Below are 16223 nucleotides of genomic sequence, written 5' to 3'. Positions count from 1 at the left end.
AGGCATAAAATGCAAAAAGGGAAGAGTTGCCCGCTCTTCCCTTTTTGCTATCTGGTTATCATGTTAATCAGGCGTCATCGCCTCCGTTTGCAGAAATTTTACCAAACCTGTATTGGAAAGTCAGGTTAACGAGGCGGTTGGTTTGCTGCCAGAGCGAGTTTTGTGAATACGTGGCGGTGTTAAGCTGGCTTTTGTAAGCTCTTGACAAAAATATGTCCTGTACATTAAATGAAATTGTTGCCTTTTTTTCCAAAAGCTCCTTGCGAATACCCATGTTGGCGACAAATACACCTTCACGCGTTCCTTGCGCAATTGCTCGTGGTCCTTCATAATTAATGTAAGCCGATGCGCGGAAATCTGCCGGAAGCGTCACGAATGCGTTCAGGTTGCCCGAGTAACTCCAAGTTCTGTTGTCAATTTGCGCGACCTGGGAAACGACTTCGCTGCGGTATATCCTGCCGCTGCCATTGATTTTCAGGATTTCAAAAATGGTTTGAGAAAAATCAGTTTCCAGCCCGTAAGAAAGCTCGCGGCCTACATTGGCAAATTGCGTCAGAGAAATGCCGGTCTCGTCAATGGTCCTGATGCGGGTGATCGCATTGTTGGAATAATCCATGAACAGCGAAGGTCCCCAGCCGCCAGTTGCTTCGTAATTGGAATAACCCATCTCTGCTTTATGCGTAAACTCAGGTTTCAACGCAGGGTTACCAGATTGAATGTTTCTTGGATCCGAAACGTCCGTGTAAGGATTAAGCCAATCCGCTTCCGGGCGCTGTACGCGACGGCTGTAATTCAGCTTCAACTGCGCCGACTCGCCAAGCTTTCTTGTTAGTGCGAGACTTGGTACAAGTGTCAGGAAATGGACGCTGAATGCACGGTTAATGCTGATTTGGTTGATATCCTGGTTGTAATCCGTCACCCGCAGTCCGGCGCGCATGCCCCAAAGATCCGTTTTTTGTGAAAAGGTCATAAAACCTGTGTAAGTCGCGTCTTTGTAGCCAAACACATTGCTGATGTTGGGATCAAAAACGAAGCTTCCCGTTTCCTTTGACATATTGTAAAAGGAATTGGTGTTGTCATTCGCGCTCATCCTCGACCGCAAACCCACTTCCAATGTTGCCTTTTTGGTAATTGGCCAGGTGTAATCCGAGTTCAGGAACAATGAATGACGTTTGTTGTCACGAAGGTTCTGCTGATTACGCATTAAACTATCGATATCACTTTCCTGATTGTAATACGATTCCCCGTCCGATTCTCCCAGCGAATAGCTGGTTGTGAATGTCAGCTGATGATCCTTTTCATCGAACTTCTTGCGGTAATCGAAACTGAAATTCAAATTTTCGCCATTTCCTTTGCTGTTGTTCAGGCGTTTGAAAATTTCCGCTGCATTACCCGACGAAAAAGTTGTTTCGTTTAGCAAATTGCTGCTATTACGGCTCTGGTCGCGGGAGTAATTCACGCCCAGCTCCATGGAATTTTTATCATTGAAGTCATAATTCACACCAATGCGGCCAAATGCATTTTTACCCTTGTTACGGCCTGTTCCTGTTTGTTCAAGATGCGAAGTGTTGTCGGAGATGAAGTTATCGCGGCTCAGGTTTCTTTTCCAGGTCATATTCCTGGTTTGTCCGCTTAATGACGCATTTAAGCCAAGTTTCCCCAGGCGATAGCTCAGGTTACCAGATGCATTATTGTTGTTTCTATTGCCAAGGCTTGCGCGCAAGCCGCCATTTGTGCCCCTTATTTTTGTCTTTTTTGTAATAATATCAATAACACCAGATGCGCCTTCGCCCTCGTATTTTGCGGATGGCGTTGTCATTACGTCAATGCGCTCGATGAGGTTTGCCGGGAAAGATTGCAGAATGGTAGGAAGGTCGCTGCCATATAGGTTCGAAGGTTTGCCGTCGATCAGCACCACCACATTTCCTTTGCCCCGTACTTGCGGATTTCCGTTTTCGTCCAGTGAAACCGCAGGCACTTTTTCGAGCAGGTCACTTACATTGTTGCTGGTTGCCAGCATATCCTTGCCAATGTTGACGATCTTCTTGTCGATGTCATCCACGATCATGCTCTTTTCCCCTTTTACAATCACCTCATTCAGCTTTTGTGCGGCCGGCAGAATCGTTACATTACCCAGGTCGAGCAGGTTAGCTTCTGCCGAAACGTTGATATTGGGGACAAATAATGTTTGGTAACCTATATTGGTCACCCGCAAAACATATTTCCCAGGTGTCACATTAGCGATTGTAAAAACGCCGTTTTCATCCGCAACGCTCCCGCCGACCAGCGCCGAGTCTTTCGACATAAGCAGCGCAACCGTCGCAAAGCTGACGCCCGCATTGCTCGGGGATTCGATAATTTTCCCCACCAGTTTGCCACCGTCTACGTACACGTTTTTTGAACCAATAATAGGATTCGCAGTGACATTAGCCGAAGTAAAGAGGGGAAGATTTATTAATAACAGAGCGAGGAAATGAAGAAACGGAGTTCTTTTCACGGGTATAGGTTTTAGATTTTTATTAGGAGTTAAGTTATTTAAAAGGTCAACGAGGCGTGTGTTTTGGATAAAACCGGGTTCACGAAAAGTTAACCGGTCCATCCAGGCAGGAACATTTGTAACGCGCGCCTTATCTGATTAATTACATAAAATTATAAAAAAATTAAGAATGGAGATATTTTAATTGCGTTTGGCTAGATATGTAATTTGACTCTGTTGGTTTTTCACTCAAGTACCAATTTGAAAGAGCGTGAAGCTTTTCCTTATATTTGTTTACAAGCAAATAGGACAGATGGAAAAGAAAAGAGTAATCACTTTCTATAATGATAAAAGCGAACCTTATTTCCAGGCGATGCTTGATGGTATGAAAGAGAGTCCGGCACAGCGGTTTGTAACTTTTTTTGAAAATAAAACAAAAATGGATGAGTTTTTAGGATTGGTCAAACCCAAAGGAGCTCCCCGCACACTTACAATTAAAAAACCAGAATGGATTTAGAGAACAACGAATTTGTCCAGTTCACTCAATGCGCTCAGGAGCAGAAGCTCGAATACATGGTTATTGGAGGTTTTGCTCTTTTTCTTAATGGTTTGAACAGGGCTACCAACGATGTCGATATCTGGATTAAACCGACCCAGGAGAATGGAGCCCGGCTCGTTTCCGTTTTTCGTTGTATGGATTTAGATGAGAGCGCGTTGGCAAAACTTGAATTACTAGATTTTACTCAGCCACAAGTATTTGGTTTCGAAGGACAGATTGACATCTTGACCAGTGTTCACAGGCTCTTCGATTTTTCAGAAGTTTTTGCAAGGTCAAGAAAATTTGAAAGTCCTCATGGGGCTACAATTCATTTTCTGCATTTAAACGATCTTCGGGAAGTGAAACTTTTAGCAAGAAGGCCCCAGGATATTCGAGATGTGATTATGATCGATGATTTCTTGAAATTGCAGAATGACGCTAATACCGGTCGGGAGTAAGTCTTAACAAATAAAAATCCTGCAACCGACTGAGGCTTCTTCTGAAAGATCATATTTTTGCAGGATGTATAAAATTCTTATTTCCCCTATACTTTTCCTGTTCGATGCTGAACGCATCCATTATTTTGTCTGCGAACTGCTGCGGTTCGCTTTTAAAATCCCTTTTGGACCCCAAATTTTAAGATCACTTTATACTTTCGATCACCCGGACCTGGTTCAGGAAGTGGCCGGACTGAAATTTCGTAACCCGGTGGGATTAGCGGCCGGTTTTGACAAAAACGCGGAAATGGTCGAGGAGCTGGAAGCATTAGGCTTTGGTTTTATTGAAATCGGAACGGTTACGCCGCGGCCTCAGCCTGGAAATGAGAAGCCAAGATTATTCAGGCTAAAAAAAGATAAAGCGCTCATTAACAGGATGGGTTTCAATAACAAAGGTGCCGCAGTTGCTGCTGCCAAGCTCGCAAACCGCAAATCAAAGATCCTGGTAGGAGGAAATATCGGAAAAAATAAAGATACCCCGAACGAGCAGGCGCTGGACGATTATTTGATCTGTTTCAGACAATTGTTTGATGTTGTAGACTATTTTGTAGTTAATGTAAGCTCGCCCAATACGCCAGGGCTGCGCGACTTGCAGGAAAAGGGGCCGCTTACTGAGCTGCTCCGCGAGCTCCAAAAAAAGAACACCGAAAAATTTAATCCCAAACCTATATTTTTAAAGATTGCACCTGACCTGACGTTTAGCCAGCTCGATGATATTATTGACATTGTAAAAGAAACCGGCATCGCGGGCGTTATCGCTACCAACACCACGATCAGCCGTGCGGACTTGCGCACAAGTCAGGCGGAAATTGCAAATGCAGGACCAGGCGGGTTAAGCGGAGCGCCGCTTGCACACCGTGCGACGGAAGTAATTCGTTACATTTGTGATAAGTCGAATCACGCATTTCCGGTTATTGGGGTAGGAGGGATCGGCTCGGCGCAGGACGCCATCGATAAGAAAAATGCAGGGGCAAGCCTGTTGCAGCTTTACACAGGCTTTATTTATGAAGGGCCCGGTTTGGTGAAAAGCATTTGCAAATCGCTGGTCAGAAGATAAGAGTTGATACACGCATCCCAAGAATTGAAGATAAATGTCAGTAAATAAGCTAAGGGGAAATACTCAGCGCCCGAAAACAACAGAAGAAACATCCAGTCCAGGCTTTCGCATATCGTTAGATTGGAACCATATTTTTTCCAATCCAAAGAATATTTTGGCCTGGGGCACCTTTTTCATCGTGCTGGGGCTGATCATGGAAATTTCTTTCCTTTCATACATTATCACCGGCCTTTCGGACCAGAGCGTGATCGATGGCCTCGGCCATGAATCCATCCGCGACGCGGGGCGCCAGACGCGCAACTTTTTTGGCGTGCTCGGAGCAGTTGTCTCTCATTTTTTCGTGTACAGATGGTTTGGCGTAGGCGCGCTTTTGCTTCCCCTTGTGCCGTTCATTGCAGGCTGGAAAATGGCTTTTGGAAAGGAACTTTTATCATTGACCCGAACCACTAAGGAAGTGATTTTCTTTACATTATGGCTAAGCGTCATGATGGGCTATGTGGTGCTGATGAGCGATAAGGAAAACACATTAAGCTTTGTTTCGGGCGGCATAGGTTACACAATTAACGTCGTGCTCTTCGACTGGCTGAAATGGGGAAGCGTTATCCCGATCATTTTCGCCATGTTCGTTTTCGCTGTTTTCTTTTACGATGCGAAATCAGCCTATGAAGCCTGGCAGTTGAAAAATGCAAGACCGGACGTTGTGCCTGAGGCGAAAGAAAATAATGTAGCACCCGGATCGGAGGAAAAGGTTGTGGCTGAGGAAAGAACTTTTACGTCCGTTGTCAATGATACATATGATGATGAAGAATTTGAGGAAAAAGAGCCTGTAAAAGAGACGGTTGAGTTGGAAACGGTTTCAAAAGTCGAGGTTGTTCCTAATGTTGCCCCGATTGTCATTCCGGTTGCGCCTGTCGCTCCTGTGGCACCGGCGCCGGCTGCTCCGCTGAAACTCGAACTTGAAGTGGAAGACACGACGGATCATTCCAATGGACAGGCAGAGGAAGCGTTTGAAGATGAGGACATTAATGCGACGGTTCTACGCGAATTTGGTCAGTATGATCCGATGCTCGATCTGCCGACTTATCAGTTTCCAAGCATAGGATTGCTGAATGATGCGGTGGATAACCAGCATGAAAAAGTAAGTCAGGAAGAGCTGGAAAGTAATAAAACGAGGATTGTTGATACGCTAGGAAGTTACGGGATCAATATTTCGAAGATTAAAGCTACAATCGGGCCGACTGTAACATTATATGAAATTATTCCGGAAGCCGGGGTCAGGATTTCTAAAATCAAGAACCTGGAAGGCGACATTGCTTTGAGCCTTGCGGCGCTTGGGATCAGGATCATTGCTCCTATGCCCGGCCGGGGAACCATTGGGATTGAAGTGCCTAACAAGAACAGGGAAACCGTTTTTATCCGTTCTGTTTTGTCCAGCGACAAATTCATGAAGGCAAATTACGATTTGCCGATTGTGCTGGGTAAAACCATTTCCAACGACATCCATATCGTCGATCTGGCGAAAATGCCTCACTTACTGATGGCCGGAGCAACCGGACAAGGAAAGTCTGTGGGATTGAATGTGATCCTTGCTTCGCTGATTTATAAAAAGCATCCTGCCGAGTTGAAATTTGTGCTTGTGGATCCCAAGAAGGTTGAATTAACATTATTCAACAAGCTGGAAAGACATTTCCTGGCAAAGCTGCCTAATGCGGAAGAAGCGATCATTACCGATACCAAAAAGGTTATTTTTACATTGAATTCATTATGTATAGAAATGGATTCGCGTTACGATCTGCTCAAAGAAGCGTCTGTTCGTAACCTCAAAGAATACAATGCAAAATTTGCTCAAAGGCGTTTAAATCCTGAAAAAGGCCATCGCTTCCTGCCTTACATTGTCCTGGTTATCGATGAGCTTGCCGACTTGATGATGACAGCTGGTAAGGAGGTGGAAACGCCGATTGCCCGACTTGCACAGCTTGCCCGTGCGGTGGGAATTCACCTGGTTGTTGCTACGCAACGTCCTTCTGTTAAGGTTATTACCGGTCTTATTAAGGCCAACTTCCCCGCACGTTTATCATTCCGCGTAACGTCCAGCATCGACTCCCGCACCATTCTCGATATGGGTGGCGCCGAACAGCTCGTGGGACAGGGTGATATGCTGCTGGCGATCAACTCGGAAGTGATCCGTTTACAATGTCCGTTTATCGATACGAGGGAAATTGAAGACGTCTGCGAATTTATCGGCGCACAGCGAGGCTACGACGATGCTTATGCACTGCCGGAATATGAAGGCGAAGATGCAGCCGAAGGCAAAGCCGACCTTAATCCCGACGATTTTGACGGATTACTGCCAGACGCCGCCAGGCTTATTGTCACACACCAGCAGGGGAGCACGTCGTTGATCCAGCGCAAAATGAAGCTCGGCTACAACCGCGCAGGCAGGATCATGGACCAGCTCGAATTACTGGGTGTGGTTGGTCCGTTCACCGGAAGCAAGGCGCGCGACGTCATGTTCCATGATCTGAGCGGCCTGGAAGAACATCTTCGTGTGAGAGGCTTACTCTAGCCCGTTAAACCATCCTCATTGCAATTGGTCTAAAATTTGTAACAGGACTGTTTTGCACCATTTTATTTAACATACTAAGAACCAAACCTTTTAATATGAAAAGTTTCAGAATAAGCGCTTATTTCTTTGCAGCAATGGTTATCTCAGGCTTGTCAGCAACATCGGCAAATGCACAGGGAGACAAAAAATCGTCGGTCATACTGGAAGCAATGAGCAGCAAATATCAGAAGATCAAATCCTTCAAAGCAATGTTCACTTACACACCGGAAGGCGGCAAGCCGCTGAAAGGGGAAGCGACGGTGAAAGGGACAAAGTTCAGGTTGAAAATGGCTGGCCAGGAGATTTTCAATGATGGAAAGCTGATGGCCACTTACATTAAAGAAACCAATGAAGTGAATCTTCAGGATTTTGATCCGACAGCCACCGGCGACCTGGATCCGACTAAAATTTACACGGCATATAAAAAGGGATTTAAATATGCTTTCCTGAAAGAACAAAAAGCAGGTGCCAAAACGCTGGAAGTGGTGGAATTAACCCCTACCAAGAAAGAAAGCCAGGTGAATAAGGTGCAGATCGCAGTAAATAAGGCAGATAAGTCTATCAGCAGCTGGACGATTTTCCAAAAAAACGGTCAGGAAGTCACTTATACGTTGAATGATTTCAAGCCGGACGTGACAGTTGCCGACAGCTATTTCGCATTTAATGCAAAACAATATCCCGGAGTCGAAGTTGTCGATTTAAGATAAGTTTGTCAGTACTACAAAAAGCAAGGCGGCGGAATCATTTGATTCCGCCGCCTTTTTCATTTATAAGCAAATTGTGCACTGATTATCAGTTAACAGCCTGATGCAAATCTCTGTATTTTTTGATCAGGTTGTGTGACTCCAGCAACTCCGCTTTCTGGTTGGCAATGATCTGTCTGATATTTACCGGCAGATCTGTGTCTGTTGCTAATGCGTCATCATATGCTTCCTGGGCAGCATCTTCGCCATATTCGCAGCTTTCAAGAACCGAAGTCCTGTCATGACCTGTGAATGTTGCTTTGATGTCCATCCATACTCTGTATATTTTTCCTGAATTTGTGGTGCCTGTTGCCACTTCCCCGCCCAGCGATCTGATCTCGGCACTCAGCTCATCTATATTCTGACGGCTTTCGTTCGCCATCTTTTGAAATATTCCTCTCAGGTCAAGGTCGATGTCCTCAACTTCGTCAACTGCTTTTTCGTAACCGTCGATACGGTCGTTGTTAATTTTTATCAGGTCGTTCAGTACTTCAACAAGATTTTCATTGGTTTCCATAACTAAGCTATTTTAAGTTTGTGATAAGTATCTTTCCGTATTTGAAACGAACCATAAAAATGCTGTGCCATGTATCCGGTGTATACTATAAATGCGCTTAACCTGTATATGACAGGGAATCAAAAAACGTATATGTAGCCCTTTTTGCACGAGTCAGAGTAAAAAGCCCACCTTGATCCCTCCCCAGCGATGGTCCATTCCAGTCTGAAATTCTTTGGTCAGGAAGGATTGATAGTATTCAAGGTAAATGCGCCAGCATTGGATTACTAAGCCAAAATTATCCTGAAAAGTCACGCGGTTGATTTGCGAACCTTTTAATGTATAGGGGTTGTGCGTAGAGAATAAGCCGCCCTGCAATGTTGCGTCATAGGCATTGAAGCCGATCAATGGCTGATTGTAAATGTAAAATTGCAAGTTCCGGGCCAATTGCACAGGCGCGTCTTTGAATGGTGAGTCGAATTTTCCGAGTCGCAAAGTGAATCCGGCCTGCGCTTTATTATTTAATGTCCCGATCTGCACTTGCGTTTCCGTATTCAAAGCAACGGCGTTTTTGAAATTAAATACCTGCTTTTGAAACTGAATCTCGTAATTAAGCACCAGATCGTTTTTGATCTGATATTGCCAGCCTTTGGGATCGCGGTCACCTGTCCATGAATGTATTTTCTGCTGCATTTTTCCTGCAAAGGCTGCTGGCCCGATCATTCCCGTACTAAGAATAGCCACCAGACGCGTTTTACTGGCGGTGTCTACTGAGATGCGGAAAGATTTGAGCATTATGGCTCCTGCAAAAGGGCGGTCATTGTATAAAATTGCATCGCTCGAAATGCTTGTTGGCGTGAAGCCATAATGTTCAAAAGCCAGCCCATAATGTGTGGACCGGCCTTTTTGAAGTAAAAGTTTGTTGAGTGGATTCTTGCTTAAACCTGGTGTGACAACTTCCAAGCTGTAACCCTGCGTGTAATAATAATCGCTTTTGGCAAAGAAATCATTGTCGTAATGCAGCCGGACGTATTTATCGCCTGCCACATTCCGGAACGAGGCCGTTTGATCAATGCGTTGGGCTGAGCCGGGTTTTGGAATAAAAAAAGAGGCAAGAATAAATATTTTGAAATATCGCATCATGCCTCATATACGCTATCGCTGTGCATTTAGACCTGATGCGCCAGCAAAGACTTTACGTGTTGCTCACTTGGGGTGAAGAGCTTCATTTCCTCCACCTGCTTGTTAAGGAACCTTTGGATTTTTCCGTTTTCATAAGCCCGGAAAACCGCCGGATGGACGTAATATTTTTTACATACCGTCCGGGTATTTCCCAAATGTGCCGCCACCACGTCCAGGCAAGTATTTAATGTCCTGGTAAGCTGTCGCTGGGTTTCGGATTTTTCCTGATGGCTCAGATACTCGAATGCAGTGACGGTGCCCATCCAGGTCCTGAAATCTTTTGCCGAGAAATTAGAACCCGTGTATTTTCGAATGTAGTCATTCACCTGGCCTGCATTAAGCGAGCAGCGACCGCCATTTTCCTGGGTGTATTGAAAAAGCCGTTTTCCGGGCATTTCCTTGTATTGTTTTACCAGTCTTGCCAGTTGCGTGTCCCTCAGTGTAATGTCTTGCTTAACACCTTTTTTTCCTGTAAACATAAACCGGATTGTGCTGCCTTTCACCGTTGCGCATCGCGCGTCAAGTGTTGTGATGCCCGAAGAACCGTGCTTCAATTTATAACGCTGGTTACCCACCCGCATACAGGTTTTGTCCATAAGCTTGATGACTAGGGCGATGGACTTGTTCAGGTCAAAATTATGCTTGCGAAGATCGTGTTCCACCTGTTCCCTGAGCAAGGGAAGTGCTTCCGAGAATGTCAGCAGGCGATAGTATTTGGTTTGATTCCGGATCAGGTTCCAGTGTTGATGATAGCGGTATTGCTTGCGGCCAGCTTCATCAATGCCCGTCGCCTGAAGATGCGCTTCCGGGTCTTCACTGATCCACGCTTCCCGCCATGCCGGTGGCAACACCAGCGATTTGATCCTTTTGATCTGTTCTTTGTCCTTTGCCCTGTTACCGTTTTTATCTACATAATAAAAACGCGGGGATTTCCCTTTTCGCAGAAAACCGGGCGCATTGCCAGACTGAATATAATTTAACCCTGCCGCAGCGGCTGTAAGGGCAGGATCTTTTCTTAATTTTTTAATTTGTTTTGCAGTGATGACGGGAGCTTCCGTCAACGTCCCAACTGCTACGGCTACCGACATATAGTGTACTTTAGACTGTGTGTCCGATTATATTAAAGTAATACCAGTCTGAACGGAGCCGATTTTCAGTTTACAATGAGGAACATTATACTCATTTGAAATATTTCATTCAAAACTTAGCGGGTTACGGGCAGGAAAAGTGTAAACACCGAACCTTTACCCAGCTCTGAATTCGCGGTAATAAACCCTTTGTGGTTTTCGGCAATCTTCTTGCAAATGGCCAGACCAATGCCCGTTCCCGGATATTTATGTGCGGGATGAAGCCTTTGGAAAACATCGAAGATCCGGTGCTCATATTCCTTTTCAAAACCGATTCCGTTATCTTCAAATGCAATGCTGTAAAAGTCTTTTTGCGGGGAAATGATGTCGTTAATATCGCTGCCTTTAACAACACTCAGTTTAACGCTGATCTCCGGGTTTTTGCCGCTTTCCGTAAATTTGATCGCATTACTGATCAGGTTCAGGAAGAGCTGGTGGATTTGAAACGGGATCACCTTTAATGTGGGCAATTCTTGTGTCTCAATCGATGCATTACGCTCCTCAATGTTTTCGCGCAGTTCCCGCAGCACGTTGTTGAGGACAGCATTTAAGTCAATTTCTTCAAAAACCTTCTCCGAGTTACCAGCCTTGGAGTAGGCGAGGATATCTTCGATCAGATTCTGCATTTTCTCGGCCGCGATACGCATGCGCTCAACCGAATCTTTCACTTGTGCAGACAGATCCGGATCTTCCCGGTCAAGCACCTTCGAGGCAAATATCTGGATTTTTCTGAGTGGTTCCTTTAAATCGTGCGTGCTGATCCAGTTGAGGTTAGCCAGTTCCTGGTTAGCCGTTTTCAGTTCTTCGTTCAGCGCACGGTTCGCATCCTCCTGGGTTTGGATTACGCGGTAATTAATGTGCTTTTGTAATGCATAGGCAAATCCCGAAGCCGCATGGAGCTCCGATTTACGCCATGGCGCACTCTGATTTTTCACAACTTCCATCCAGCGTTCAAAAGACTTCCGGGGCGAAAGGCGCAATCCTTCCTCGTTAGGCAGCACCGCCTTATCCGGGTTTCCAGCCCAGTTGATGGTTTCAACTTTCTCCTGCCGCATCCAGATAATGCCATCGGCGTGTCCTGGCAATGCATGATATACGACCCCGGCCGCTTGTTGCGAAATGGCATGGGCATCCGGATATTGGTCGCTCAGGCTGTGGGTTGCCAGGCCCTGGGATTTGTAGTTGTCGGCAAGAAAATGGAACAGTTTAACCAGCTGCTCATCTACGGGCGTAATGCCGTTTTTATACAGTTTATTATTATAAAAAATAGCAGCACCCGATGCATTAGCGAGTTTTAGCAGCTCATCCGAACTATGATATTCTTCAAAAAACTGGTTGTTCTCGTGCAGGTTGGCGAGCATTTCTGTCAGCGATCTGTCCACATTCTGTGTTACTTCGAATTCTTCGGCGACTTCTCTCACCGAGATTTGTGAAGTAAGAAAATGCCCCTGCAGCAATGCAGAAAGCCTTGTATAATGTGGTAATGTCTTGGCTGAATAATGATGGCAAGCTACTAACCCCCAAAGTTTCTGGTTTTGTAACAGGGAAATGGTCAACGTCGCGCCGACGCCCATGTTTTTCAGATATTCAATGTGTATAGGGGAAACGCTTCTCAGGATAGATAGGCTCAGATCCAACGATTTATTGGTCTTTTCGCTTGCATCGTCCAGGGTCAGGATGGGGACGGGTTTGTAATTGATATCGGCGATCATCCGCAATGGATTACGGATATAAAGCTCCCTTGCCTGTACGGGAATGTCGGTATGCGGATATTTTTGTCCTGCAAAAGAAACGAGATCCTCCCGTTTGCTTTCCGCGATCACATCACCGTTATATTCAGAATCGAACTTATAAATCATCACGCGATCGTATCCCGTGATAGCACGTGTTTCGGCGGCTATTTCCTGGCAAAGATCGTGCAGATAGCTCGTCTTTTCCATAATCGACACGAAAGTCCGTGTTTGATTGTAAAGGTTTGGTAAATTAATCGTCCCGTCCGGAAACGGCTCTAATTCAAGGACAAGCGTTTCATTGCTCTTATGAACAGTGGTGTTATACGGCACTTCGTTAAAGGAAAAAACGAATGGTTTTGCCGAATCTATGGCTTTGGAAGCATAGTTCTTGAAATCCTCGGCTTCCTGTGCAGGGAAAATGTCTGACAATGTCTTGCCCAAAATCGCCTGCGGGGCCAGCTCGATATAAGATCCACTGTTTTCGCTGCAAAAATCAATCAGATATGTTTGGCTATTGACGCCCAGCATAAAGCCGTGCGGTTGAATGCTTCCTGGTATATGGATGGGTTCACTTTCGCAGTTTGTCAAATTGACAAGATCGCGGTTCACGATGTCTTTGATGTTCATTCTTACTTTTCAATTACTGCTTCGTCAAGCCAATTGTCTATGATTTTAAATGTGTTTTCAGCTCCTTGTATAATTTCCGCACTTTGCCCCGTCTCTTGTGCGAATCGGGTAAATGTTGAGATGAAAGATTTCCACATTGTGCCGGTTTGGTCTCCGTATCCCCAGAAGTAGGAGCATCCGTTTTCAGGGGTCAGGCCAAGCGTTTTGTGGATGTGTTTGTATAACATTCGGCCTCCTAATGTCGAGCCTTCAAGCACATACATAGCGCCTGCGTTTTCAGCCACAGAAGAAAAAGAGAACCTGTAAACGGGCAATGCTTCTATTTGTGATTGGGAAAAACCCGTAGCCTGCAAGTCCTGTATTATGAGGTGTGACCGTCTGCGCGCATCCAGATCGGGGAAAATGTCTTTGATCTGCGTAAATACAAAGTCTTCGCAGCCCACGGTAACCCCATACATGGCAGACAAATAATTTTGATAATCCGTAAGGCTGACCTTTTCAGCAAGAATCATTTTGGATAAATGATTCTCTTCTAATTTTTGGTGGCTGACCGCAGTTTGTTTTCTCAGACTTTGAATAAAAGACTCCTGATCGGAATGAAAACTAGGCACTTCATTCATAAACGGAAATAGAAATTCTTATAAAGCTTAATAATAGTCAAAAATTGTTCCATCCAGGCAAAAGTCTTTCCGGGTTACAAAAATATATAAACTTTTGCAAACGAATAAAATCTCCCTATCCGGTTGCGGTTGGCACAGTATTTTAACATTTATGTACATTGTCACAAAAAAATGAAACGAATTATGAAAAAGATAATATTAAGCGGGATGATGTTTGCAGCATTGGCAACATTTTCTGCATGTAACTCAAATAAGGCTGAGGATAGTAAAGAAGTTGCTGAAGAGCAAAATGACGCAAAACTTGACGACACAAAGCTGGAAGATGATTCAGAATTCGCAGTTGCTGCTGCTGACGGTGGTATGCTGGAAGTACAGCTGGGCGAATTGGCCCAAACCAATGCAGCTAGCGCAGACGTGAAAAAATTTGGTAAGGATATGGCTACCGAGCATGGAAAAGCCAATGAAGAGTTGAAAGCCCTTGCTCAGCAAAAAAACATTACCTTGCCAATGTCGGTAAGCGACGACAAGCAGAAAAAAATAGATGAGTTGTCGAAGAAAAAAGGCGCTGAATTCGATAAAGACTACATTTCCTTCATGGTGGATGACCACAAGGAGGATATCAGCGAGTTTGAAGAAGCAGCAAGCGATGCCAAAGATGCAGAGGTGAAGGCCTGGGCAGCTGGCAAAGTGCCAACATTGAAACACCATTTGGAAATGGCACAAGGCATCAAGGATAAGATGAAATAATATCCGTTTGAGTATAGTTTGAGGAGCCGGGAACCCGTATTGGGTTTCCGGCTTTTTTGTTTCCAAACCATTGAATAATCAAAAGAAATACTGAATTTGTGACCAAGGATGGCGTTTTTACAGTTTTCATTTACGGCATTGGAAAGAAACATTTGTTAATTCCTTTTGCATCAGCTTATTTTGTCTACCAAATTAATAGAGTATTAGAAAATGCGTAAGACTTTTTCTCTTTTCCTAAACCTGTTATCTCTGCTTGCCATCCTCTGCGCGGGCGAAATGGCTAATGCTCAAACAGCGGGCCGTCCCAACATTATATTTATCTTTTCCGATGATCACGCATACCAGGGCATTGGCGCCTACGGGAATAAGCTGGTCAAAACGCCTAACATTGACCGCATAGCACGAGAAGGAGCATTGTTAACCAACAACATTGTAACAAATTCGATCTGCGGGCCGAGTCGTGCCACATTACTAACCGGAAAATATAGCCATACGAACGGCTATAAAAGGAATGACCGGACCAGGTTCGATACAAACCAGACTTTACTGTCAAAAACCCTCCAGCAAAGCGGTTACCAGACGGCCTGGATCGGAAAAATGCATTTAAACAGTCTTCCGGCCGGATTTGATTATTGGAATGTGCTGCCGGATCAGGGGAATTACTACAACCCCGATTTTATCGGACAGCCTAATGATACGACGCGTTATAACGGCTATGTCTCGGACCTAATCACGAAATTTTCCGTTGACTGGCTCGAAAAACGGGAAAATGCCAAACCATTTTTCCTGATCGTGGGGCACAAAGCTACACACCGGGAATGGCTTCCGGACTTGCAGGACCTGGGCGCGTACGACAATGTCACATTCCCTCTTCCAGCTAATTTTTATGACGATTACAAAGGCCGGACGGCAGCGATGCAGCAGGATATGAGCATTGAAAAGACGATGCGGTTGAAGCAGGACCTGAAAGTAGATGTGGATTATGAGAATGATTATGCATACAATCGCTTCACGCCCGAACAAAAAAAGGTTTTCAAAGCATATTATGATAAAGTCGGAAAGGAAGTAACCGACAAAAAGCTGACGGGTAAAGCATTAACCGAGTGGAAATATCAGCGTTACCTGAGGGACTATTTCTCAGTGGCCAATTCGCTGGACAGGAACATTGGAAAGCTGCTGGATTACCTGGATAAATCAGGCCTGGCAAAAAACACGGTTGTCATTTATGCTTCCGATCAGGGTTTTTATCTGGGTGAGCACGGCTGGTTTGACAAGCGTTTCATTTATGAGGAATCGCTTAAAACGCCTTTTGTGATTCGTTATCCGGGTGTGATCAAGCCGGGCAAAAAAGTAGAAGATCTGATCGTAAATGTAGACTGGGCCCCGACAGTGCTGAACATTGCCGGTGCAAAAATCCCGTCTGACATTCAGGGGAAATCGTTTTTACCATTATTAAAAGACGAACCCAATGCAAAAGCGCCCTGGCGGAAAGAAGCATATTACCATTATTACGAATTCCCCGAGCCGCACCATGTTTTCCCGCATTTCGGGCTGCGTACAAGCCGGTACAAAATGGCCTATTTCTACGGCGGAGCGGATTCATGGGAATTGTTTGATCTGGAAAAAGATCCCACAGAAGGTTCCAATATTTACGGAAAGCCAGGCACTGAAAAGATCACCGCCGATCTGAAAGAAAAGCTGAAAGCGCTCATGAAAGAATACAAGGACGAAGAAGCGCTGAAAATATTAGCCGGAAGCAAAAACATTTAATTAAA

13 protein-coding genes are annotated in these 16223 nt (G+C 45.0%); 7 read left to right on the top strand and 6 right to left on the bottom strand.

Annotation, left to right across the window (positions count from 1 at the left end; all coding sequences use genetic code 11):
* Positions 1-67 precede the first annotated feature (67 nt).
* Positions 68-2497 (bottom strand): TonB-dependent receptor domain-containing protein, encoded by a 2430-nt coding sequence (locus tag L0660_RS17490; protein WP_235160547.1) that lies wholly within the window; start codon positions 2495-2497, stop codon positions 68-70.
* A 292-nt stretch (positions 2498-2789) separates the two neighbouring features.
* Here L0660_RS17490 and L0660_RS17485 point away from each other — a divergent pair, with 292 nt between their 5' ends.
* The 5 genes from L0660_RS17485 (at position 2790) to L0660_RS17465 (ending at position 7880) form a co-directional block, all read left to right on the top strand.
* Complete coding sequence (locus L0660_RS17485) at positions 2790-2993, top strand: hypothetical protein (protein ID WP_233797528.1); 204 nt, start codon at positions 2790-2792, stop codon at positions 2991-2993.
* The gene (locus tag L0660_RS17480; protein WP_235160546.1) at positions 2984-3472 is read left to right on the top strand and encodes a DUF6036 family nucleotidyltransferase; all 489 of its coding nucleotides are present in this window, start codon (positions 2984-2986) and stop codon (positions 3470-3472) included. The genes L0660_RS17485 and L0660_RS17480 overlap by 10 nt, the downstream gene beginning before the upstream one ends.
* A gap of 64 nt (positions 3473-3536) precedes the next feature.
* Positions 3537-4568, top strand: coding sequence for a quinone-dependent dihydroorotate dehydrogenase (locus L0660_RS17475; RefSeq protein ID WP_235160545.1), 1032 nt, complete (start codon positions 3537-3539; stop codon positions 4566-4568).
* A gap of 34 nt (positions 4569-4602) precedes the next feature.
* Positions 4603-7134, top strand: a complete 2532-nt coding sequence (locus L0660_RS17470; RefSeq protein ID WP_255712380.1) for a DNA translocase FtsK — start codon at positions 4603-4605, stop codon at positions 7132-7134.
* Between the two features lie 95 nt (positions 7135-7229).
* Complete coding sequence (locus L0660_RS17465; RefSeq protein ID WP_310589154.1) at positions 7230-7880, top strand: outer membrane lipoprotein carrier protein LolA; 651 nt, start codon at positions 7230-7232, stop codon at positions 7878-7880.
* A gap of 85 nt (positions 7881-7965) precedes the next feature.
* Here the strand turns inward: L0660_RS17465 and L0660_RS17460 are convergent, their stop codons facing one another.
* From L0660_RS17460 to L0660_RS17440, 5 genes are all read right to left on the bottom strand, one after another.
* Positions 7966-8433 (bottom strand): PA2169 family four-helix-bundle protein, encoded by a 468-nt coding sequence (locus tag L0660_RS17460; RefSeq protein WP_233797525.1) that lies wholly within the window; start codon positions 8431-8433, stop codon positions 7966-7968.
* Between the two features lie 153 nt (positions 8434-8586).
* Positions 8587-9555: a lipid A deacylase LpxR family protein gene (locus L0660_RS17455; protein ID WP_235160543.1), complete on the bottom strand. Its 969-nt coding sequence runs from the start codon at positions 9553-9555 to the stop codon at positions 8587-8589.
* Between the two features lie 26 nt (positions 9556-9581).
* Positions 9582-10682, bottom strand: coding sequence for a DNA topoisomerase IB (locus L0660_RS17450; protein WP_235160542.1), 1101 nt, complete (start codon positions 10680-10682; stop codon positions 9582-9584).
* 116 nt (positions 10683-10798) lie between these two features.
* Positions 10799-13081, bottom strand: a complete 2283-nt coding sequence (locus L0660_RS17445; RefSeq protein WP_235160541.1) for an ATP-binding protein — start codon at positions 13079-13081, stop codon at positions 10799-10801.
* 2 nt (positions 13082-13083) lie between these two features.
* Complete coding sequence (locus L0660_RS17440) at positions 13084-13701, bottom strand: biliverdin-producing heme oxygenase (protein ID WP_235160540.1); 618 nt, start codon at positions 13699-13701, stop codon at positions 13084-13086.
* A gap of 183 nt (positions 13702-13884) precedes the next feature.
* Between L0660_RS17440 and L0660_RS17435 the strand changes: the two genes are divergently transcribed.
* Together L0660_RS17435 and L0660_RS17430 are read left to right on the top strand one after the other, a co-directional pair.
* Positions 13885-14448, top strand: coding sequence for a DUF4142 domain-containing protein (locus L0660_RS17435; protein WP_235160539.1), 564 nt, complete (start codon positions 13885-13887; stop codon positions 14446-14448).
* A 276-nt stretch (positions 14449-14724) separates the two neighbouring features.
* The gene (locus tag L0660_RS17430; protein WP_409013425.1) at positions 14725-16218 is read left to right on the top strand and encodes a sulfatase; all 1494 of its coding nucleotides are present in this window, start codon (positions 14725-14727) and stop codon (positions 16216-16218) included.
* The last annotated feature ends 5 nt before the right edge of the window (positions 16219-16223 follow it).

Origin of the sequence: Dyadobacter sp. CY351, from assembly GCF_021502625.1 — a bacterium.
GTDB classification, from domain to species: Bacteria; Bacteroidota; Bacteroidia; order Cytophagales; family Spirosomataceae; genus Dyadobacter; species Dyadobacter chenhuakuii.
Note: the sequence above shows the minus strand (reverse complement) of the source record. Positions and strands in the feature narration are given on the sequence as shown.

Excerpts from the sequence above, each read along its gene's own strand:
- L0660_RS17475 (WP_235160545.1), top strand. The coding sequence starts at position 3,537 with ATGTATAAAATTCTTATTTCCCCTATACTTTTCCTGTTCGATGCTGAA.
- L0660_RS17480 (WP_235160546.1), top strand. The coding sequence starts at position 2,984 with ATGGATTTAGAGAACAACGAATTTGTCCAGTTCACTCAATGCGCTCAG.
- L0660_RS17470 (WP_255712380.1), top strand. The coding sequence starts at position 4,603 with ATGTCAGTAAATAAGCTAAGGGGAAATACTCAGCGCCCGAAAACAACA.
- L0660_RS17460 (WP_233797525.1), bottom strand. The coding sequence starts at position 8,433 with ATGGAAACCAATGAAAATCTTGTTGAAGTACTGAACGACCTGATAAAA.
- L0660_RS17440 (WP_235160540.1), bottom strand. The coding sequence starts at position 13,701 with ATGAATGAAGTGCCTAGTTTTCATTCCGATCAGGAGTCTTTTATTCAA.
- L0660_RS17435 (WP_235160539.1), top strand. The coding sequence starts at position 13,885 with ATGAAAAAGATAATATTAAGCGGGATGATGTTTGCAGCATTGGCAACA.
- L0660_RS17450 (WP_235160542.1), bottom strand. The coding sequence starts at position 10,682 with ATGTCGGTAGCCGTAGCAGTTGGGACGTTGACGGAAGCTCCCGTCATC.
- L0660_RS17485 (WP_233797528.1), top strand. The coding sequence starts at position 2,790 with ATGGAAAAGAAAAGAGTAATCACTTTCTATAATGATAAAAGCGAACCT.
- L0660_RS17445 (WP_235160541.1), bottom strand. The coding sequence starts at position 13,081 with ATGAACATCAAAGACATCGTGAACCGCGATCTTGTCAATTTGACAAAC.
- L0660_RS17430 (WP_409013425.1), top strand. The coding sequence starts at position 14,725 with ATGGCTAATGCTCAAACAGCGGGCCGTCCCAACATTATATTTATCTTT.
- L0660_RS17455 (WP_235160543.1), bottom strand. The coding sequence starts at position 9,555 with ATGATGCGATATTTCAAAATATTTATTCTTGCCTCTTTTTTTATTCCA.
- L0660_RS17465 (WP_310589154.1), top strand. The coding sequence starts at position 7,230 with ATGAAAAGTTTCAGAATAAGCGCTTATTTCTTTGCAGCAATGGTTATC.